At 71.2% G+C, this 19,430-nt stretch carries 16 protein-coding genes; 8 read left to right on the forward strand and 8 right to left on the reverse strand.

Annotated features, from left to right (window positions below):
• From AB0F82_RS30990 to AB0F82_RS31005, 4 genes are all read left to right on the forward strand, one after another.
• Nucleotides 1-2,518, forward strand: a 2,518-nt coding sequence (locus AB0F82_RS30990) for a response regulator (RefSeq protein ID WP_362633393.1), incomplete at its 5' end; no start/stop codon positions are given.
• Nucleotides 2,515-4,944, forward strand: coding sequence for a SpoIIE family protein phosphatase (locus AB0F82_RS30995; RefSeq protein ID WP_362633396.1), 2,430 nt, complete (start codon nucleotides 2,515-2,517; stop codon nucleotides 4,942-4,944). The genes AB0F82_RS30990 and AB0F82_RS30995, both read left to right, overlap by 4 nt.
• A 113-nt stretch (nucleotides 4,945-5,057) precedes the next feature.
• Nucleotides 5,058-5,900, forward strand: a complete 843-nt coding sequence (locus AB0F82_RS31000; protein ID WP_362633399.1) for a dienelactone hydrolase family protein — start codon at nucleotides 5,058-5,060, stop codon at nucleotides 5,898-5,900.
• 623 nt (nucleotides 5,901-6,523) lie between these two features.
• Complete coding sequence (locus AB0F82_RS31005; protein ID WP_362633402.1) at nucleotides 6,524-7,312, forward strand: class I SAM-dependent methyltransferase; 789 nt, start codon at nucleotides 6,524-6,526, stop codon at nucleotides 7,310-7,312.
• Between the two features lie 153 nt (nucleotides 7,313-7,465).
• Here the strand turns inward: AB0F82_RS31005 and AB0F82_RS31010 are convergent, their stop codons facing one another.
• Entirely contained in the window at nucleotides 7,466-8,182 is a 717-nt protein-coding gene (locus tag AB0F82_RS31010; protein ID WP_362633405.1) for a hypothetical protein, read from the reverse strand.
• Nucleotides 8,183-8,220: 38 nt separating this feature from the next.
• The gene (locus tag AB0F82_RS31015; protein ID WP_362633408.1) at nucleotides 8,221-9,090 is read right to left on the reverse strand and encodes a hypothetical protein; all 870 of its coding nucleotides are present in this window, start codon (nucleotides 9,088-9,090) and stop codon (nucleotides 8,221-8,223) included.
• Between the two features lie 100 nt (nucleotides 9,091-9,190).
• On the opposite strand from AB0F82_RS31015, the gene AB0F82_RS31020 reads away from it, so the two are divergent.
• From AB0F82_RS31020 to AB0F82_RS31035, 4 genes are all read left to right on the forward strand, one after another.
• The gene (locus AB0F82_RS31020; protein ID WP_362633411.1) at nucleotides 9,191-10,480 is read left to right on the forward strand and encodes a PP2C family protein-serine/threonine phosphatase; all 1,290 of its coding nucleotides are present in this window, start codon (nucleotides 9,191-9,193) and stop codon (nucleotides 10,478-10,480) included.
• A 17-nt stretch (nucleotides 10,481-10,497) separates the two neighbouring features.
• Nucleotides 10,498-11,949, forward strand: coding sequence for an argininosuccinate synthase (gene argG, locus AB0F82_RS31025; RefSeq protein ID WP_362633414.1), 1,452 nt, complete (start codon nucleotides 10,498-10,500; stop codon nucleotides 11,947-11,949).
• 328 nt (nucleotides 11,950-12,277) lie between these two features.
• Nucleotides 12,278-12,913, forward strand: coding sequence for a DUF3291 domain-containing protein (locus AB0F82_RS31030; protein ID WP_362633417.1), 636 nt, complete (start codon nucleotides 12,278-12,280; stop codon nucleotides 12,911-12,913).
• Between the two features lie 132 nt (nucleotides 12,914-13,045).
• A complete protein-coding gene (locus AB0F82_RS31035) occupies nucleotides 13,046-14,545 on the forward strand; it encodes a tyrosinase family protein (RefSeq protein ID WP_362633420.1) in 1,500 nt (499 codons plus the stop codon).
• Nucleotides 14,546-14,633: 88 nt separating this feature from the next.
• On the opposite strand, the gene AB0F82_RS31040 is transcribed toward AB0F82_RS31035, so the two are convergent.
• The 6 genes from AB0F82_RS31040 to AB0F82_RS31065 form a co-directional block, all read right to left on the reverse strand.
• Nucleotides 14,634-14,963, reverse strand: coding sequence for a hypothetical protein (locus AB0F82_RS31040; protein ID WP_436842200.1), 330 nt, complete (start codon nucleotides 14,961-14,963; stop codon nucleotides 14,634-14,636).
• 251 nt (nucleotides 14,964-15,214) lie between these two features.
• Nucleotides 15,215-15,829 (reverse strand): hypothetical protein, encoded by a 615-nt coding sequence (locus AB0F82_RS31045; protein ID WP_362633422.1) that lies wholly within the window; start codon nucleotides 15,827-15,829, stop codon nucleotides 15,215-15,217.
• A gap of 147 nt (nucleotides 15,830-15,976) precedes the next feature.
• Nucleotides 15,977-16,738, reverse strand: a complete 762-nt coding sequence (locus AB0F82_RS31050) for an MBL fold metallo-hydrolase (RefSeq protein WP_362633425.1) — start codon at nucleotides 16,736-16,738, stop codon at nucleotides 15,977-15,979.
• Nucleotides 16,739-17,047: 309 nt separating this feature from the next.
• Nucleotides 17,048-18,025, reverse strand: a complete 978-nt coding sequence (locus tag AB0F82_RS31055; RefSeq protein ID WP_362633427.1) for a GlxA family transcriptional regulator — start codon at nucleotides 18,023-18,025, stop codon at nucleotides 17,048-17,050.
• Nucleotides 18,026-18,073: 48 nt separating this feature from the next.
• Nucleotides 18,074-18,676, reverse strand: coding sequence for a hypothetical protein (locus AB0F82_RS31060; protein WP_362633430.1), 603 nt, complete (start codon nucleotides 18,674-18,676; stop codon nucleotides 18,074-18,076).
• 209 nt (nucleotides 18,677-18,885) lie between these two features.
• On the reverse strand, nucleotides 18,886-19,311 hold the full coding sequence (locus tag AB0F82_RS31065) for a pyridoxamine 5'-phosphate oxidase family protein (protein ID WP_362633433.1): 426 nt from the start codon (nucleotides 19,309-19,311) through the stop codon (nucleotides 18,886-18,888).
• Nucleotides 19,312-19,430: the final 119 nt, after the last annotated feature.

The raw sequence follows: 19,430 nt of genomic DNA on the forward strand, positions 1-19,430 counted from the left end.
GGGCGACCTGACCCGCTCGATCACGGTCGACGCCTCCGGAGAGGTCGCCGAACTCAAGGACAACATCAACTCCATGGTCGGCTCGCTGCGCGAGAGCACCCGCGCCAACCAGGAGCAGGACTGGCTCAAGTCCAACCTCGCCCGCATCTCCGGCCTGATGCAGGGCCCCCGCGACCTCGCGGCGGTCGCCGAACTCGTCATGGACGAACTGACGCCGCTGGTCGCCGCCCAGTACGGCGCCTTCTACCTCGCCGAGGACACCCCCGGCGGAACCGTGCTCACCCTCGTCGGCTCCTACGGCCGTCCCGCTCACGCCGAGGAGGGGACGAGGTTCGCCCTCGGGGAGTCCCTCGTCGGGCAGGCGGCCCGCAGCCGCCGCATCATCGCCACCGACCGGGTCCCCGGCGACTACATCATCTCCTCGGGGCTCGGCCACACCACCCCGGGCAGCCTGATCATCCTGCCGATCGTCGTCGACGACCAGGTGCTCGGCGTCATCGAAATCGCCTCCTTCAGCGCCTTCACCCCCGTCCACCGGGACTTCCTCGCCCAGCTGATGGAGACCATCGGCACCAACGTCAACACGATCGTCGCCAACGCCCGGACCGACGAGCTCCTCGGCGAGTCCCAGCGGCTGACCGGCGAACTCCAGGCCCGCTCGGAGGAACTCCAGGTCCAGCAGGAGGAACTTCAGCGCTCCAACGCCGAACTGGAGGAGAAGGCCGCCCTCCTCGCCAGCCAGAACAGCGACATCGAGGCCAAGAACCTGGAGATCGAACAGGCCCGGCAGGAACTGGAGGCCCGCGCCCAGCAGCTGTCGCTGGCCTCCACGTACAAGTCGGAGTTCCTGGCGAACATGAGCCACGAGCTGCGCACCCCGCTCAACAGCCTCCTCATCCTGGCCCAGCTGCTCGCACAGAACCCCACCCGCAACCTCACCCCCAAGCAGGTCGAGTACGCGGGCATCATCCACTCGGCCGGCTCCGACCTGCTCCAGCTGATCAACGACATCCTCGACCTCTCGAAGGTCGAAGCGGGCAAGATGGACATCAACCCCGAGCGGGTCCACCTGCCCCAGCTGCTCGAGTACGTCGACGCCACCTTCCGGCCGATGACCACCCAGAAGAGCCTCGACTTCACCGTCACCACCGCCCCCGACGCCCCCGACGACCTGCTCACCGACGACTCCCGGCTGCGCCAGATCCTGCGCAACCTGCTGTCCAACGCCGTCAAGTTCACCGAGCGCGGCGGCGTCGAGCTGCGCATCGAACCGGCGACGGCCCCCGAGACCCCCGCCGGGATCTCCCGGCGCGGGCCCATGCTGGCCTTCCGGGTACGGGACACCGGCATCGGCATTCCCGAGCAGCAGCTGGAGTCCGTCTTCGGAGCCTTCCAGCAGGCCGACGGCACCACCAGCCGCAAGTACGGCGGCACCGGCCTCGGCCTCTCCATCAGCCGCGAGATCGCCCAGCTCCTCGGCGGAGCCGTCACCGCGGAGAGCACCCCGGGCCAGGGCAGCACCTTCACCCTCTACCTGCCGGTCAGCCGCGCGGACTACGAGGACGCCCCGGACGCCGACGAGGCCGTGACGACCTCTCCCGAGGGCACGTCCCCGACGGGCCAAGCGGACCGCCGGGACACGCCGGCGCTGCCCGCACAGCGGCGCAGCCGCCGCCTGCTGGTGATCGAGGAACGGCCCAACGGCCTGCTCTCCCTCGTCGCCGAGAGCGCCGACCGGGACTTCACCCCCCACCCCCACGCGCCGGGGGAGCGCGGCGGCATCCAGGTCGTCAACGCCACGAGCGCGCGGGAGGCGGCCGCCGCCCTGGCGTCCGACGCCTTCCACTGCGTCGTGCTGGAACTGGACATGCCCGACGGGGAAGCACTGCGCTTCCTCGACGCGCTCGACGGCGATCCGGCCCTCTCCTCGCTCCCCGTCCTCGCCCACAACAACCCCCGCGTCCGCACCGGCCGGGCGGCCCTGCGGGAGCGGGCCGCGTCACGCCGGGTGGAACTGCTGTCCAGCCTGGACGAACTGCGCGAACGCATCGCCCTCCACCTGTCGGCCGAACAGCCCGGGGACGTGCTGCCGCTCGTACGCCCGGACGCCCGGCAGCAGGACGCCCACGTGCCCGACGGCGACCTGGCCGGACGCACCGTCCTCGTCGTCGACGACGACGCACGCAACCTCTTCGCCCTCAGCGGGGTCCTGGAACTGCACGGCATGCGCGTGCTCCACGCCGAGGACGGCCGCAAGGGCATCGACGCCCTCACCGGCAACGCCGACGTCGACCTGATCCTGATGGACGTGATGATGCCGGAACTGGACGGCTACGCGGCCACCGCCGAGATCCGGCGGATGCCGGCGTACGAGGCCCTGCCCATCATCGCGGTCACCGCCAAGGCGATGCCGGGGGACCGCGAGAAGAGCCTCGCCGCCGGCGCCAGCGACTACGTGACCAAACCGGTGGACGCCGACGACCTCATCGCCCGCGTCCGGCACTGGCTCACGCGATGACCGGGGACACCACACGCGGCGGCGCCGTCCACCCGCCGTCGGCGCCGTTCACGGAGCAGAACGCCCGTGCCATCCCGCACCAGTCCCCGACCCCGTTGGGGCGCCTCGTCGCGACCGTCGAACGGCTGCGCCGGGAGGTGCTGGAGGCGCAGGCCACCGCCGACGGCCGGGCCCTCGTCGAACTGGCCAAGGGCATTCTCATCGGGCAGCTGAACTGCACGCCGGCCGCGGCGGCACGCCAGCTCGACGTGCTGTGCCGGGAGAGCGGCACGTCCCGCCTCGAACTCGCGGCCGACATCGTCAACCAGGCGTCCCGCGACCACGTCAGCGAGATCGCCGCGGCCTTCGTGGCGAACGCCGGCAGCACCGGCGGCGCCGACGACCCCGCCGAGCACTCCACGGTGTCGGTCCGGCTGCGCACCGCCGAGAGCGGCATGCTGGCCGCGGCCTCCGACACCCAGGCCGTGGCCGAGTCCCTCCTGACCAATGCCCTGGGGCCGCTGGGGGCCGTCGCCGTCGCCGTGTGGACCGCCGTGCCCGACGGCTCGCTGACCCTCGCCGGCCACGCCGGGTTCCCGCCCCGCGAGGCAGTCCGCTGGCGCCACGTACCCCCCGGCGTCTCCACCGTCGCCGGCCTCGCCCTCCGCGAGCGCCGGCTGGTGACCCTCGCCCGGCTCAAACGCGCCGGCCTGCCCTCGATCGGCCACGTCCAGTGGCCCGACGGCGGACGCATGGCCGTACCGACCGGGACGGGCGGACGGATCCACGGCGTCCTCGAAATCTGCTGGCCCGGGCCCCTGGCGCCACAGCCGCCGCAGATCGAGCGCCAGGTCGAGGCCCTCGCCGAGCTGTGCGCCCGCACCATGGACGCCTCCCCGCCGAGCGACCCCACGGCCGCCGACGCGGTCCTCCCGGACGTCGCGGAACTCATCGACCTCGCCGAGGGACTTCAGGACCCGGCCGTGGTGCTCACACCTGTCCTCGACCCCGACGGCCGCCTCACCGACTTCCGGATCCGGCACGCCGGCAGCCGCTTCGTCGACCCGGTGGGACGGCCGCGCGGCGACGTCAACGGCGCGCTGCTGCTGGAGGCCTACCCGATGGCCGCCGCCGAGAACGGGCTGTTCGACATCGTCGAGCGCGTCCACGCGACGGGCGAGCCGTTCCGCGCCGAACGGATGAGCCTGACCGCGCTGGTCGACCAGATCCCCCTCACCTCGGTCGCGGACATCAGCGTCAGCCGCCACGGCGCCGCCGTCCTGCTGATCTGGCGGATCGAGGACGAGACGGCCCGGCTGGCCAACCTCCTCCAGCACGCCCAGCGCCTGGGCCGCATCGGCGGCTTCGAGGAGAACCTCGCCACCGGCGAGACCACCTGGAACGCCCAGCTCTACGCCCTGCACGGCCTCCCGGCCACCGCGCACCCGGTACGGCTGCGGGACCTGCCCGGCCACGCCCATCCGGACGACTCCGCCGCCCTCGGCCGCTTCCTGCGGGCACTGCTCCACCACCGCCGACCCTCATCCGTCAATTTCCGCCTCCAACGCCCCGACGGAATCACCCGCCACATCCGTGTGGTCGCCGAGCCCGTCCTCGACGCGGACCGGCGACTGCACGCCGTACGCGGCGCCTACCAGGACATCTCCGCCCAGCACTGGACCGAGGTGGCGCTGGCCGCGACCAGGGACCAGCTCGCCCACACCGAGGCCGAGTCCGCCGAACGCAACCGGCTCGCCCTCCAGCTCCAGCACGCCATCATGCCGCCCACACCGCCGGCCATCGAGGCCCCGGGCTTGCGGGTCGCCGTCCGCTACCGGCCGGCCGAGACCGAGTCGCTCGTCGGCGGCGACTGGTACGACACCGTGGTCCTGCCCTCCGGTCTCATCATGCTGTCCGTGGGTGACGTCGCCGGCCACGGCATCGAGGCGGCCACCGGCATGGTCGTGCTGCGCAACGCCCTGCGCGGCCTGGCCGTCACCGGCGCGGGCCCGGGCCAACTGCTGTCCTGGCTCAACACGGTCACCCACAACCTGGCCAAGCACGTGACCGCCACCGCCGTCTGCGGCGTCTTCGACCCCAAGACGAGGGTGCTGCGCTGGGCGCGCGCCGGCCACCTGCCGCCCGTACTCGTCCGCGGTGGCCGGGCCGAGGCCTTCCCGCTCATCGAGGGCCTGCTCCTCGGCGCCCTTTCCGACGTCACGTACGGCGAGAGGGAGGTGCAGCTCGAACCGGACGACACCCTGCTGATGTTCACGGACGGACTGGTGGAACGGCGGGACTCCTCCGTCCAGGACTCGCTCCGCCATCTCGTGAACGCGGCCGCCGCCGGAGCCGGGGACCTCGACGCGCGGCTCGACCGCCTGCTCGCCGGGAGCCGGTCGGACACGGACGACGACACCTGCGTGATCGGCATCCAGGTGGGCTGAAGCCCCTCCGCCGGACGGCGGGCGACCGCACTGCCCGCGAGGGTTGACCACCAGGCCATACCTGCCGGTAACTTGAGCGCGGTCCAGAAGCGTCGACGGAAAGGACCGGGCACGTGGCGAACCACGACCTGACCGGATTCACCGAGGGTTCCTTCACCCACGACGGCGCGACCCGCCGCGTGCTGCGCGCGGGCACGGGCCCCGCGGTGATCGTCATGGCGGAGATCCCGGGCATCACCCCGAAGGTCATCGAGTTCGCCGAGCGGGTGGCCGCCGCCGGCTGCAGCGCCGTCCTCCCGGTGCTCTTCGGCGAACCAGGCCGCGACCCGGATCCCCGCGCCGTCGGCTGGGCGAGCAGCGGCCGCTACATGGCGTCGACCATGTGGCGGGTGTGCGTCAGCCGGGAGTTCACCCTGCTGGCCACGGGCCGCAGTTCGCGCGTGGTGCAGTGGCTGCGCGCCCTGGCCGCCGCCGAACACGAGCGGTGCGGCGGCCCCGGTGTGGGCGCCGTCGGCATGTGCCTGACCGGCGGGTTCGCCCTGGCCATGGCCACGGACGAACGCTTGGTCGCCCCGGTCCTCGCCCAGCCGTCGCTTCCACTGGCTCTCACTCCCGGCCGCGCCGCCGCCATCGACATCAGCCCCGATGACCTCGCCGTGGTCCGCGGACGCTGCGAGCGCGAGGGCCTCCAGGTGTTGGGCCTGCGCTTTCGCGGGGACCGCCTGGTCCCGGCCGACCGGTTCGCGTACCTGCGGCGCGGACTGGGCGACGCCTTCGTCGCCGTCGAACTGGACGACGGCGACGCGAACCCGGACAGCGCCCTGCCGCCGCACTCCGTGCTCACGGAGCACCTCGTCGACGAACCGGGCCGTCCCACCCGCGAGGCCCTCGACACGGTCCTCGACCTCTTCCGCACCCGCCTCCTGCTCGAAGACCGCCCCACCATCGTCGGCTGACCCGCGCCCCCGCCGGCCCCGGGCGTTGTCCAGGGGCTCCGCCGGCTCGTCGGCGGACTTCGGCCTCATGCGGTGGAAGCCCTGCCGGCCGACCGAGCGCTCGAGCCGGCCGTCCGCCACGTACTCCAGGCCGCCCGTCCGGCCCCGGACGGTGCGCCGGGTGAGTTCCGCCAGGAGGTCGCCGGGGACCGGCACGTCGAAAGAGTACGGGCGCCGAATCCACGTGGACGGCAGCGGCCCCGCAGCCGCCTGCCCCGAGCATCGCCCACTCGGCGTGCCCGGGAGCCCCCGGCCCTGCCGCGTCCGTGTGCCGTCGCCGCAGCAGTCGCGCCGCTCCCTGGGGCGCGTTGCGCGGGTCAGGGGCCGGGTGAGTGGCAATCTGGGGCATAACACCACAAACCCGCGATCCAGTACGTCGGTCGTCCCCTCTCCCGCAACTCTCCCGCAACGACTAGCCGCGAGCCGGCCGTTGCGTGCCCGGAGCGGCTTCGTCCGCTCATCACACCCAAGTGGTTTGCACAGGTCCGTGACCGACGCACGGTGGGTGCCGAAGATCCTTCCGGGTGGCGTCGGACCCCGTCTGCCGCACCGGGATTTCGCCTCGCGACGAAGACGGAGTGCTCATGGCCACCAGGAAGAACCTCACCGCCAACCGGGATTCCCTCCTCCACAAGGTCCGCTACGCGGCGAGCCGCCCGAACCGCATCGCCCCGTACCTCAAGCGCGCCGCGCGCGACAGGTGGCTGGCCTTCAAGCACCCCGACCACGTGAGCTACTACCGGGCGGTGATGGCCTCGGACACGCGCCGCAACCCGGAGGCAGCTGTCGGCAGCCGGACCCACGAACGCTGGCTCGCCCTCGGGAAGATGCAGTTCGACTACCTGCTCGACCACGGCCTGAAGCCCGACGCCCGGATGCTGGACATCGGGTGCGGCAACCTGCGCGCCGGCTGGCGCTTCATCGACTACCTCGACGCGGGCCACTACTACGGCATCGACATCTCGCCCGACATCCTCATCGCCGCCAAGAGGACGCTGACCGAGCGGGGACTCCAGGCCAAGGTTCCGCACCTGACGCTCACCAGGAACCTGACGCTGGACTTCCTGCCCGATGCCTACTTCGACGTGGTCCACGCCCACAGCGTGTTCTCGCACTCGCCGATCGAGGTGATCGACGAATGCCTCGCCCACGTCGGCCGCGTCCTGGCGCCGGGAGGCCACTTCGACTTCACCTTCGACCGCACCACCGGCACCGAACACCATGTCCTGCGCGAGGACTTCTACTACCGGACGCAGACCCTCGTCGACCTCGCCGCCCGGTACGGCCTGGCCGCCCGCTTCATGGAGGACTGGGAGGAACTCGGCCACGGCCAGTCCAAGATCCGCGTCAGCGCCGTAGGGGCCGACGCCTGACACCCGGCCGGCCACTCCGCCGACCGGCCGGTCAGGCGAGGCCGACCGTACCGGAGGCCCTGCGGCGCCACCGGCGCACGGCCGGGCCCGTGGTCGCACCGGCGTATGCCGTCCGAGGGGACCTGCCGGGCTGCCGGTCGGGGCTCGCGGGATTCAGGAGATGGCGTACCACTGGCTGGCCCAGCCCGTGTTGATGGTGGCCGTGGACTGCTCGCCGAGGTTGACGGTGGCGGGCAGCGAGGACTGGCCGGTCAGGATGCTGCTGTAGCGCAGGTTCGGCGGGGTCAGCCCGGCGTTGACGGAGATGCCGGCGCCCGTGGACTTCAGGGTGAGGGCGTTGGTGGCCCAGTTGCCGTTGAGGAGCAGGGCGATGAAGTACGTACCGGGGGCGGCCGTGAAGGGCTTGGCGAGGGGCAGCGGCTTGGCGATGGCGTCGGTCATCAGCTGGGGCGAGATGTCGGCGGTCGATGCGACGAGCGTGCCCTTGGCGTCGTACACGCCGAGGTAGCAGTTGGCCAGCTGGGCGTTCGGGTCCAGCCCGGCAAGCCCCAGCCAGATGTTCGACCAGGTGATCTGCTCGCGCAGGACGATCCGCACCAGCGTGATCCGGCCGGCGACCCCGGCGGTGGACTGGGCGGTGACGTGGCCGGCGTCGTTGGGGTCGCCGGTCCATGCCAGCAGGTTCTGGTCCTGCGGGCGCGGGCCCTCGAACCCGGAGCCGCCACCCGGCGCGGCCGGCGCGGGCGCCGACGCCGTGGGTCCCGCCGCCGGCCGGCCCTTGTCCGGGGCGTTACTGCAGCCCGCCAGGGCGAGCACCACCGCGAGCGCGGTGACGAGTCCTGTCGTGGCGGTGGTGGTGCGGGTGCGCATGGTCCCCCCATGAGGTGCTGTTGTGCCGATGGACATGATCACACGGTCACCGGCCCGGGCCGGAGGGCGAGGGTCCAGGTGTGCAGGACGTGCTTGCCGGGCCGGTCGCGGTCTTCTTCCGCGAGGGTCACGGTGAGCCTGTCGCCGCTGCGGCGCAGCCCGCCGCGGTACCGCCGGGCCCGGTCCGGGTCCACGGGAAGCAGATCGGCGAGGACGGCGTCCCCCAGCCGGCGGTCGACGGCACGCAGCACCCCGGCGTCGAGGACCAGGATGGTGCCGTCCGCCAGCACCACGGGCTCGGGGCACAGCGGGTCGGTGAGCGACGGCCCGCGCTCGACGGCGCCCCCGGGCAGCAAACGCACCACCCGGCTGCGGGTGGGCAGGCTGCGGTCGGTCTCGACGACGCGGATGCCGGTACCGGTGACGTAGTGACCGTAGCTGCGCCAGGAGTCCACCAGGGCGCCGTCACGGTCGTACTCCCAGGTGTCGAAGACGTCGTAGCCCTCCAGTCCGAGGAAGAACCGGCCGCCGCTCAGCACCGCACCGCTCGCACCGCGCAGCTCGGCGATCGGCGCGCCGTCCGCCAGGTCCAGCAGCAGGGCCGGACCGAGGTGCCCCCACGGGGTGTAGTCGAAGGAGTCCGTGGTGACCAGGACCCGGCCCCCGGAGACGTGGGCGGCGTTCGGGACCCCGGCACAGGCGGCTGTCCACAGCACGCGGCCGGAGGAGTCGACGCAGCGGACCTCCCCGGGCCCGCCCAGTACGCTCAGCCCGTCCCGCTGGGCCAGGGGCTGCCCGGCGGCGCGCGACGCGCCGTACGCCGGCCGCCCGGCCCCGCGCCGGTACTCCACCACGGAGGCGCGCCACCCCCCGCCCGCCCCGCCGCCGCTCTGCCCGCTCCTCGCCATGGCCCCAGATGCTAGGCCGTGTCGTCAAAGTCCCGCCTGGCCGGCGGGGCCGTTCCGCGCTGCCGCGCCTATCGTGGGAGAAACCTCACGACCGGGACGTATGCACACGGACAGGTGGATCGTGAACGGATCCGGGATCGACTACCGGGCGGTGTTCCACGCGCTGCCGGGCGCGGCCGCGCTGCTGACCCCTGGTCTCGTCTTCCTGGACGTCAACGCGGCGTACCTGGCCGTGGCCGGCCGCGCTCGTGAGCAGCTCATCGGCCGCTACATCTTCGACGCCTTCCCCGACAACCCCAACGACCCGGACGCCTCGGGCATGCGCAACGCGCGCGCCTCACTGGAGCGGGTCGTGGCCACCGGCGAGCGTGACGCGATGGCCCTGCAGCGCTACGACGTGCAGGACCCCGAACGCCCCGGGGCGTGGCAGGAGCGGTACTGGAGCCCGGTCAACGTCCCCGTCCTCGCCCCCGACGGCAGCGTGGCGCTGCTGCTGCACCGGGTGGAGGAGGTCACCGAGCTGATCCGGGCCCGGGGCGCCCGCAGCGGCGAGGACGTTACCCAGGTGCTGGAGTCCGAGCTCTACGGCCGGGCGCGGGAGCTCCAGGAGCTCAACGAGCGGCTGCGCCAGGCCCACGCCCGAGAACGGGAGGTGGCACTCCACCTCCAGGAGTCGATGCTCCCCGCCCCCAGCCCGCTGGCCCACCACCAGGCGGCCGTGCGCTACCGCCCCGCCGCCGGGTCCCTGAACGTGTGCGGGGACTGGTACGACCTCGTCGACGCCCCCAGCTGCACCGCCGTCGCCGTCGGGGACGTCGTCGGCCACGGACTGGCCGCGGCCGGCGTCATGGGACAGCTGCGCAGCGCCCTGTCGGCCGCCTCGCTCGTCTCCGACGGCCCCGCGCAGGCCCTGGAGGTCCTCGGCCTCTACGCCCGCTCCGTCGCCGGCGCCGAGTCCACCACCGCCGTCTCGGTCTTCATCGACTGGCACAGCCGCACCCTCACGTACAGCAGCGCGGGCCACCTCCCGCCCGCGCTCTGCGACCCCGACGGCACCGTCGTCTTCCTCGACCGGGCCACCGATCCGCCGCTCGGGGCACGCCCCGAGCACGCGCCGCGGCCCCAGGTTCGTACGGCCTTCACCGACGGCTCCGTCCTCGTGCTCTACACCGACGGACTCGTCGAGCGCCGTCGCGAGGACATCGACACCGGCCTGGGCCGCCTCGCCGACGCCCTCGCCCGGCACCGTGCCGCCGATCCCTCCGCGCTCGCCGACGCCCTCCTGGCCGAGCTGATGCCGCCCGTCGGCGTCACCGACGACACGGTCCTGGTCGTCCTGCGCCTGGAAGGCCAGGCCGACACGCCCACCGGATTGCATGAACATGCGTGAGCCTGCATACTCTTCCTATGTCTAAGGTCCTCACCTCCCTTCCTACCGGCGAGCGCGTCGGCATCGCCTTCTCCGGCGGACTCGACACCTCCGTCGCCGTCGCCTGGATGCGCGACAAGGGTGCCGTCCCGTGCACCTACACCGCCGACATCGGCCAGTACGACGAGCCCGACATCGCGTCGGTGCCCGCCCGTGCCTCGGCGTACGGCGCCGAGATCGCCCGCTTGGTGGACTGCCGCGCCGCGCTGGTCGAGGAGGGGCTGGCCGCGCTCACCTGCGGTGCCTTCCACATCCGCTCCGGCGGCCGGGCCTACTTCAACACGACGCCGCTCGGCCGCGCCGTCACCGGCACCCTGCTGGTCCGGGCCATGCTCGAGGACGACGTCCAGATCTGGGGCGACGGCTCGACTTTCAAGGGCAACGACATCGAGCGGTTCTACCGCTACGGCCTGCTGGCCAATCCGCACCTGCGCATCTACAAGCCCTGGCTCGACGCGGACTTCGTCACCGAACTCGGCGGCCGCAAGGAGATGTCGGAGTGGCTGCTCGCCCACGGCCTCCCCTACCGCGACAGCACCGAGAAGGCCTACTCCACCGACGCCAACATCTGGGGCGCCACCCACGAGGCCAAGACCCTGGAGCACCTCGACACCGGTGTCGAGACCGTCGAGCCGATCATGGGCGTGCGGTTCTGGGACCCCTCGGTGGAGATCGCCGCCGAGGACGTGACCATCGGCTTCGACCAGGGCCGCCCGGTGACGATCAACGGCAAGGAGTTCGCCTCCGCCGTCGACCTGGTGATGGAGGCGAACGCCATCGGCGGCCGCCACGGCCTGGGCATGTCCGACCAGATCGAGAACCGGATCATCGAGGCCAAGAGCCGCGGCATCTACGAGGCCCCCGGCATGGCGCTGCTGCACGCGGCGTACGAGCGCCTCGTCAACGCGATCCACAACGAGGACACCCTCGCGCAGTACCACAACGAGGGCCGCCGGCTCGGCCGCCTCATGTACGAGGGCCGGTGGCTGGACCCGCAGGCGCTGATGATCCGCGAGTCGCTCCAGCGCTGGGTCGGCGCGGCGGTGACCGGCGAGGTCACACTGCGGCTGCGGCGCGGCGAGGACTACTCGATCATGGACACCACGGGCCCGGCGTTCAGCTACCACCCGGACAAGCTGTCCATGGAGCGCACCGAGGACTCGGCCTTCGGTCCGGTGGACCGGATCGGCCAGCTCACCATGCGCAACCTCGACATCGCCGACTCGCGCGCCAAGCTGGAGCAGTACGCCGCGCTCGGCATCGTCGGCAACACGCACGCGACGCTGATCGGCGCCGCCCAGGCCGCCTCGACGGGCCTGATCGGCGCGATGCCGGAAGGCGGCGCCGAGGTCATCGCCTCCCGCGGCCGGGCCGAGGGTGACGACGAGCAGATGCTCGACCGCGCCGCGATGGAGTTCGGCACCGACTGACCCGCAGCGGCCCCGGCGGCGGGCGGCGCATCCCGAACAGGGGACGCGCCGCCCGCCGTTGTGCGTCCGGGTTGCGCGTCCAGCCGCAGTGACATGCCGGCGGAGCGGTTGCCGTGCCCGCAGGCGGCGCGCGGTCCTGTGGCCGTGTGCCAGAGGCCACTTGGACAGGGAAAGCGCAACTTCGACATGAGCCGCAGAGGCGGCTACCTTCACCTGGTCTTCGGCGATCGCCCACGGTCGCAGAGGAATTCCTTCGGGCTGAGCCACCCGCGACGGGATGAGCCGCCGAAAGGGTCCGCACCGGACACCCCCGACCAGGGAGAGACGCATGCCCCATCTTGCGCTGTACACATTCGGCGTCCTGAAGTCACCTCTCAGCGATCCCGCACCTCTCACGCGCGAGTTCTATGACATCGGTGAGGCCGTCTACCGGGAGATCAGCCGGCACCCCGGATACCTCGCGCGTGCCGAAGCGGCAGACGGTGACCGGGGCGTGCTCTTCGATGCGGACTGGGGTGCATGGGGGGAGTTCGCCGTACCGCGCTGGTACCGCAAGGGCCGTACGGTGGAAACCACCGCCCTGGCCACGACGCTCTCGCTCTGGACCGGCCTGCGGCCCGCCTTCGACGCCGTCCACACCGGTCTGCACCGCGGGGCGCTGAACAGGCGTCACGAGTGGTTCGAAAGGACCACTCACCCGAAGTACGTGTGCTGGTGGGTCTCCGACGGCGTGATACCCACCTGGCAGGAGGGGGTTTCCGGGCTGGAACACCTCCATGACCAGGGCCCCGCGCCGCACGCCTTCACCTTCCACCACTCGTTCGACCCGGAGGGAACTCCGGCGAAGACGAAGGGCATCGGGCCGAACAAGAGGAACGGATGGGGAAACGATACTTCCCCTGGGGTGCCGAGAGGAATTTCCGGCATTCAAATCGATTGCACAGATCGCACATTCAACAATTGACTTGGGCGACCAATTCCGAACGAGTCGGGCACCTGTGTCGATCACCCATATAAAGCCGGGTGTATCGCATACTTCTCGGCGACTGCAGAACCGAGTCGTCCGTAATGCCCGTTCGGAGCCAACGGAGGAATCATGACCCCGCCCGAAAACAGCCCGATCGCTGAGCAAGTCATTGCAGCGCCGACTTATCTGGCGGACATCCGATTCTTCTTCCGGCCCGAAGACGTGGCACACATGGCCGCCAAGGGGATCGAACTCGGCACCTACGAGGGACTGAAGAGCAACGCGCTCTCGGTACACGCGCAGACCGCTCCGCCCAACTCGCTGATGCCCCCGGACGCGGGGGGCAAGTGGAGCGCCGCACGCTCGCAGACGTTCAGGAACTGGATCGTCAACGGATTCCCGCTCGGTACGGCCACGCCCGCAGAGCCGCCGACGGACGGGCAGGCCCCGACGCGCCTGCGTAAAGACGTGACGACGTTGAGCGATGCCGAATTCGACCTGCTGGCCACGGCGTTCAGAGGCCTCATGGACCGGGGTGCGGGAGATCCGGCCGGCTATTTCGCCCTGGCCGGGCACCACGGCCTACCGAACAGCTGGTGCTTGCACCACCAGGACCGCTACAACCCCTGGCACCGCGAGTACCTGCGCGTGTTCGAAGACGCCTTGCGCTCCGTTCCCGGCTGTGAGGCGGTGACCATTCCCTACTGGGACATCTCGACGCCGCTGCCGGAGCGCCTGCAGCAGCCACCGTTCGACGCGTACGTTCTCCCGTCCGATCCCGGCGCCACCGTGTCGCCGCCCGTGACCGGATTCTTCCCGTACACCACCCAGCGCTTCCCGGCCGACGAGATCGCAGAGCGGGTCGCGGGCTTCGAGGTCCTGGAGGACATCGCCACGTCGCTGACCCAGTCGCTGTGGGGCGCGTTCAACGTGAACGGCTACCAAGACTTCTCGATCCAGGCCCACGACAGTGGCCACGGATCGATCGGACCGACGATGGGCACACCTGAAGTCGCCTCCTACGACCCGGTGTTCTGGTTCTTCCACTGCAACCTCGACCGCCTCTGGCTGAGCTGGCAGACACGAGTCTCCGCGACCACGCTGACCGGCTTCCGATCCACGCTGGGGGAGAACACCGACTGGCTGACGACGCCGTTCAACGCACTGCCTCCGTACAGCACGACCGCGGACCAGACGATCGAAACCGAAGTCACCTACGATCGACTGGAACTCCTCAGCCCCGTGGAAGGCCCGCTGGAGAACCTGTCCGGGAACATCGACGCCGCGCGCACCTTCACCTTCCGGAGCACCAGCCCGGTCTCGGTGCGGGTGAAGGGGATCCACCGGCTCAACATCCCCGGGTCGTTCATCGTCACCCTGCTCGCCGACGATGAGCCGGTCGCGCAGCGCTTCTTCTTCCAGCCGATCAATCCGCCGGGCTGCGCGAACTGCGTGGAGCACGGCATCGTCAACATCGACTTCAGGATGCCGCAGGAGCGGCTTCTCAACCGGACGCTGTCCGTACGTATCGATGTTCCCGGGCACGCCGAGGAGATCGGCACGGCCTTCCCGCTCGCACAGGCCGGCAATCCGTCCATCAACGCGCGGCTGCTGGTGGAGGAGGCATAGCCATCCGGGCCAACCCCCGCCACTGAGGGGACGAGCCCTCGACCGGGACGAGGGCCTCGGTCCACGCCCATCGCAGAGCAAGCGCTGTTCACGGAGTGTCCTTCTGCGCGTCGAGCGCGGCCAAACCTGCACTCCACCGCGCCCGCCGCTCCTCGGTGCTCTGCTCCCACCACGGGATGCCGCGTTCCCCGAGCGCCTCCTTGGCCGTCTGCACGCGCGTGCGGGCGGCGCGCTCGGCCTGCGGGTCCTCCGCGCGCCGGGCGGCGGCCACCGCACGGCGGGCCGCCATCAAATGGACACGCAGACGAGCGCCGACCGCGTCGGGAACAGTCGGATCGGTGGCACGCCAACGGCGGCCGCCGACGATGATGTGGCGCCCGTCGGGTGTGGTGACGGGGCCGGATTTCGACGTCACCACAGGCACCTGCCCGCATCCGCCGGCTCCCATACGCACCAGCACCTCCGTCTCGGCTGACCCCGCCGCGGCGCAGGCGGGCAGCGGATACCGCACGGGGGCGTCACCCGCCCCCGCGCGCCCGCTGACGCGCCGCGCGCCAGGCCTCGGCGAACAGGTCGTGCGGCGGGATATACGTGTTCGTTGAGGTCGTGGATGGTGAACGGGATGATCTGTTTGCCCGTCTCGGGGCGTGCGGTGTTCAAAGCGAACGATCAACTGCTGTAGGTGCCGCCGTGTCCGACGAAGGGGTCGAAGCCCGAGGAAATCACCACGTTGCCGCGGTCTCGCAGTTCAATCTCTTCGATTCGTGCGGCGTCCTTTCTGTTCCGAGGTCGCGGAGCGTTTCTGGGGTTGAAATTTTCCCGCTTCAGCTGTCGAGATATCACCCTGTAGTGCGTGGAGAACATCTCGACAGCCACAATCATCCAAGCGATGAAACAGCCCAGGAGCAGGGTCACTCCGTAGGCGGACGGCAGAACGACATACGTGGATGACTGGTACACCAGAACGCCTACCACGATGAGCAGGACAGCCAGGAGGAGCGAGAGTGCGATGTCCCGGCGCCGCTGCAGACGGCGCGCGGCCAAGGCGTGCCTCAGAACACAGGCGAGGTCCAGGCCGGGCGAGGAGGCTGCAGCGCGGCGAGGTTGGTGTAGGACCAGCGAAACGGCTTCGCGGGCGAGCGCGCTGTCGGTGTGCATCGCCGCGCACAGGTACCGGGTCACGTCATAGGCGAACCAGGACGAGGCTTCCGCCGTATGTGACGGAGGAGCAGATGGGGCGCTGCCGTTGGGCCCCTGGGCGTGCGGGTCGATGGACGGGTTCATGATTGCTGGCCCCAGCGGTGTGAAACGACTGGGTGCTCGGCGGCGACGACCTGCCGTGGTGCGATGGCCGTGGACCGCGGGGTCGGCCTGGACTCCTGACGCGTATCAATCTCCCGGTGTCTTCGACCGATGGCGGCCGGCGGCTGGTCAGAGCGCGTTGGCATCGTCCGTCCGGGTGCGGAGTCGGCCGGCTGCTTCCAGCCGGGTCAGGCGCCGGTGTTCCCGGGCGGCCCAGCGTCGGACGCGGTCGGGTTCGAGGGGGGTGCCGTGTCCTACGTGGAGTCTGGTGGGGTTCAGAGCGAGCATCCGGCGCAGGCTGGCGAGGTTGAGCAGCGGGTCGTCGTGGAAGGGAGGGTTGGCGGGCCGCCCGGGTACGAGGCCGAAGAAGGAGTTGGCGATCAGATCGCCTGCGACGAGGTCTCCTTCACCGGTGAGGACGGAGACCGATCCGGCGGTGTGCCCGGGGGTGGGCATGATGCGTGCCGCGACCCCGAAGTCCTCCAGGTCCGTCTCGCCGGTGACGAGCACGCCGGGTTCGAAGGGTTCGACTCGTAGGTGCAGGTTCCTGTTCCTGGCCATGAGGCGGCCCATCCGCCCGGTGGGCAGGTAGGGTTCGCGGGCCCGGCCCGTGCGGAACGGGCCGAGGTCGGCGACGTGTCCCGCCACCGGTGCCCCGGTTAGGCGGTGCAGTTCGGCGGCGGAGCCGAAGTGGTCGATGTGGCCGTGCGTGACGACGATCAACGAGACGTCGGCGGGGTCCACACCGTGCGCGGCGACCTGGTCGGCGATCCTGCGGCCGCTGCCCGGTGTGCCCGCGTCGACGATGACGGGCCGGCGGCCCAGCAGCAGGTACGCGTTGATGTTGTGCCGGCCCATGACCGGGATCGGGACGACTTCGGTTCGGGACACTGTTCTCTCCTCGGGCTGTGCCACGCATGACTGTCTTCCGTCGCACGGTCGTTCGCGGACGGTCGGGGGAGGGGCGAAGGCCCCTGGGTCGTCTCTTTCGGATCTGGTCGGCCGGGGCCGCGTTGTCCGGTGCCGTGCTGCGCAAGGCGGAGGAGCTCGCCGCGTACTGGACGTCGCACGACGACAGCTATGGCACCTGGCCGCGTTGTCGGAACGCCCGGAGACGCCCAGTAGCAGGACGCTCCTCCGCCTTGCGCTGCACCGCATCTGACGCCGCGCGCTGGTCCACCGGGGATGGCGGGACAACCCTCAGCGGAAGCGGCGCCGGTATTCGGCGGGGGTGGTACCGAGACGACGCCGGAAGGAACGGTGCAGGCTCTCCACGGAGCCGAGGCCGCTGAGGGCGGCGACCTCGGGCAGGCCGTGGCCGCTGTCCTGGAGCAGGCGGCGGGCGGCCTCCAGCCGGACGGATTCGACGTAGGCGGCCGGGGTGGTGGCGGTGCGCCGGGAGAACAGCCGGGAGAAGTGGCGCACGCTCAGGTGCAGCCGTGCGGCCAGGGCCTCGGCGGACAGGTCTTCGGTGAGGTGTTCGCCGATCCACATGCGCAGCTCGTCGATGGGGTCGCCCGGGTCGGCCGGCACTGTGAGCGGGACGCTGAATTGGCTTTGCCCGCCGGCGCGTTTGACGTACATGACCATCGTGCGGGCGGTGGCCAGGGCGAGTCCGGGGCCGTGGTCCTCGGTGACCATGGCCAGCGCCATGTCCATTCCCGAGGCGATGCCCGCGCAGGTCCACAGGCGGCCTTCCCGGATGAAGATCGGGTCCGGATCGACGGTGACCTGCGGATGGTCGGAGGCCAGCCGCGCGGCCGTCCGCCAGTGGGTGGTGGCGGACAGGCCGTCCAGCAGGCCCGCCGCGGCCAGGAGGTGCGCGCCCGCGCAGACGGAGGCCACCCGGTGGGTACCGGGTGCCGCCCGGTGCAGCCAGTCGATGATCCCGCCGTCGAGCACCGGCTCCACCTGGTGGCCGTCCACGCGGACCGCCCCGGACACCAGGAGGGTGTCCACGTCGCCGTTCACCTCCTCCAGCGTCATGTCGGCCATCAGCCGGATCCCGCCGGCGGTGGCCACCGGTTCCCCTCCGGCGGTCGCGATGCGGACGGTGTAGCCGGACCGGCCGGTGCCCGCGACCCGGGTGGCGACCGAGAACACCTCGGCCGGGCCGGTGACGTTGAGGAGCTCGGCGCCGGGGAAGGCGGCGATGACGACCCTGTGCGGTGACTGCATGTGCCGATCATTTCGTCCCACCACCAGGTCTGCAATGACCATGTTCTGTCACATCCGGACACGCGTGCCCGGCCGGGCCCCGTGACCGCCCCCGGCCCGGACGGGCGACGGGTCACACTTCGCCGCCGTGACGTCCAACGCCTCTCTCGCCAGTCCTATGAACGTGACGTACGCGTCCCGGAAGTCCACGTACGCGGCGTCGTACGCGCGCCTGTGCTCGGGTCCGACGGCGCCGATGAGTGCCTGGAGCCGCGGCTGCACACGTCGCGCCGTCTGCCGCACCTGTTCCGCCGCGTCGGAGACCTCGACGGGGCCGTCGAGCCGGACCTCGTGGGTCGCCTTGTTGATGTTCCCCATGGTCGGACCGATGCGCTCGTACATCTGCGTCAGGACCGCGTCGCCACTCTCACGGTCAGGGGCCGCATCGGCGTCGTTGATGAGCCATGCCACCTCGTTGAACGAGTGCGCGCAGGCCATCAACTCCCGATAGGCGGACCGGCGCCGGTCGCGCTGCTCGCGGAGGGCCTGCGCCAGAGCGGTGGTCCGGGCCTGTGCCAGTGCCGCCCGCGAGGTCGCCCGCGCGGTGATGTAGCTGGCTCCGAGTGCTGTCAGTGCGGTGAGGATGCCGACCCACAGTCCGCTGTTCGTCACGATCGGTGAGTCTTCCAGCCCTCGGTGGCGCCGCGAAAGGATGCGAACCGACCACGCCCGGTGAGGCGGGTGCGGTGGCGATGCTCACCAGCCCCGCCCTGCTTCCCGGCGCCCCCGTACGCGGACACAGCCGCAGCGACCACCACTTCATGCCGTAGGTGCCCGTACCGGCTCCGCCGGCACGGGCGAGATCGGGGTGCGCTACCGGGTCACACCTGGCCCAGGTCAGAACTCACCCACCGCGACGGACGCATGTGGATCACGACCTGCTCACCGTGGTTCTTCCACGCATCGTCGACATAGCCGTCCACCTTGTCGGCCGGCAGGTACCGCGCGGAGATCGACTCCAGCTGCTCGCGCAGGGCTGGCACGACGGAGACGACCGGGCCCTCGACCGACACGTACCGGACCGTCGGCTCCACACGGTCGACCATCAGGCTGAACCGGCCCGCGGCCGCGATCAGTTCGGCCTTGCGGGAATCGCGCCCGGTCATGATCCAGAGGTCGCCGCCGGGGGAGTAGTCGTACCAGATCGGTACCGTCAACGGGGCACGGTCATCGCCCGCGCTCACGGAGAGGGCGGCGATGTGGGGTTCCGCGAGGAACTGCTCACGCTCGGTCCGGGACAGTGCCACGACATCCTCCTACCAGCAGGGCGGAAACGGCGTACCCACCGAAAACACCGCCGCGACGCCGGACCATTCCCCGAGGCCGAACACCAGGACCCCTGGGTCCGGTCCTCTCCATGACCAGC

The organism is Streptomyces virginiae (genome assembly GCF_040638905.1).
GTDB lineage: Bacteria > Actinomycetota > Actinomycetes > Streptomycetales > Streptomycetaceae > Streptomyces > Streptomyces virginiae_B.

Coding starts and splice junctions, on each gene's coding strand:
- AB0F82_RS30995 (WP_362633396.1), top strand. CDS start 2,515: ATGACCGGGGACACCACACGCGGCGGCGCCGTCCACCCGCCGTCGGCG.
- argG (WP_362633414.1), top strand. CDS start 10,498: ATGTCTAAGGTCCTCACCTCCCTTCCTACCGGCGAGCGCGTCGGCATC.
- AB0F82_RS31010 (WP_362633405.1), bottom strand. CDS start 8,182: ATGCGCACCCGCACCACCACCGCCACGACAGGACTCGTCACCGCGCTC.
- AB0F82_RS31005 (WP_362633402.1), top strand. CDS start 6,524: ATGGCCACCAGGAAGAACCTCACCGCCAACCGGGATTCCCTCCTCCAC.
- AB0F82_RS31015 (WP_362633408.1), bottom strand. CDS start 9,090: ATGGCGAGGAGCGGGCAGAGCGGCGGCGGGGCGGGCGGGGGGTGGCGC.
- AB0F82_RS31045 (WP_362633422.1), bottom strand. CDS start 15,829: ATGAACCCGTCCATCGACCCGCACGCCCAGGGGCCCAACGGCAGCGCC.
- AB0F82_RS31030 (WP_362633417.1), top strand. CDS start 12,278: ATGCCCCATCTTGCGCTGTACACATTCGGCGTCCTGAAGTCACCTCTC.
- AB0F82_RS31035 (WP_362633420.1), top strand. CDS start 13,046: ATGACCCCGCCCGAAAACAGCCCGATCGCTGAGCAAGTCATTGCAGCG.
- AB0F82_RS31055 (WP_362633427.1), bottom strand. CDS start 18,025: ATGCAGTCACCGCACAGGGTCGTCATCGCCGCCTTCCCCGGCGCCGAG.
- AB0F82_RS31020 (WP_362633411.1), top strand. CDS start 9,191: ATGCACACGGACAGGTGGATCGTGAACGGATCCGGGATCGACTACCGG.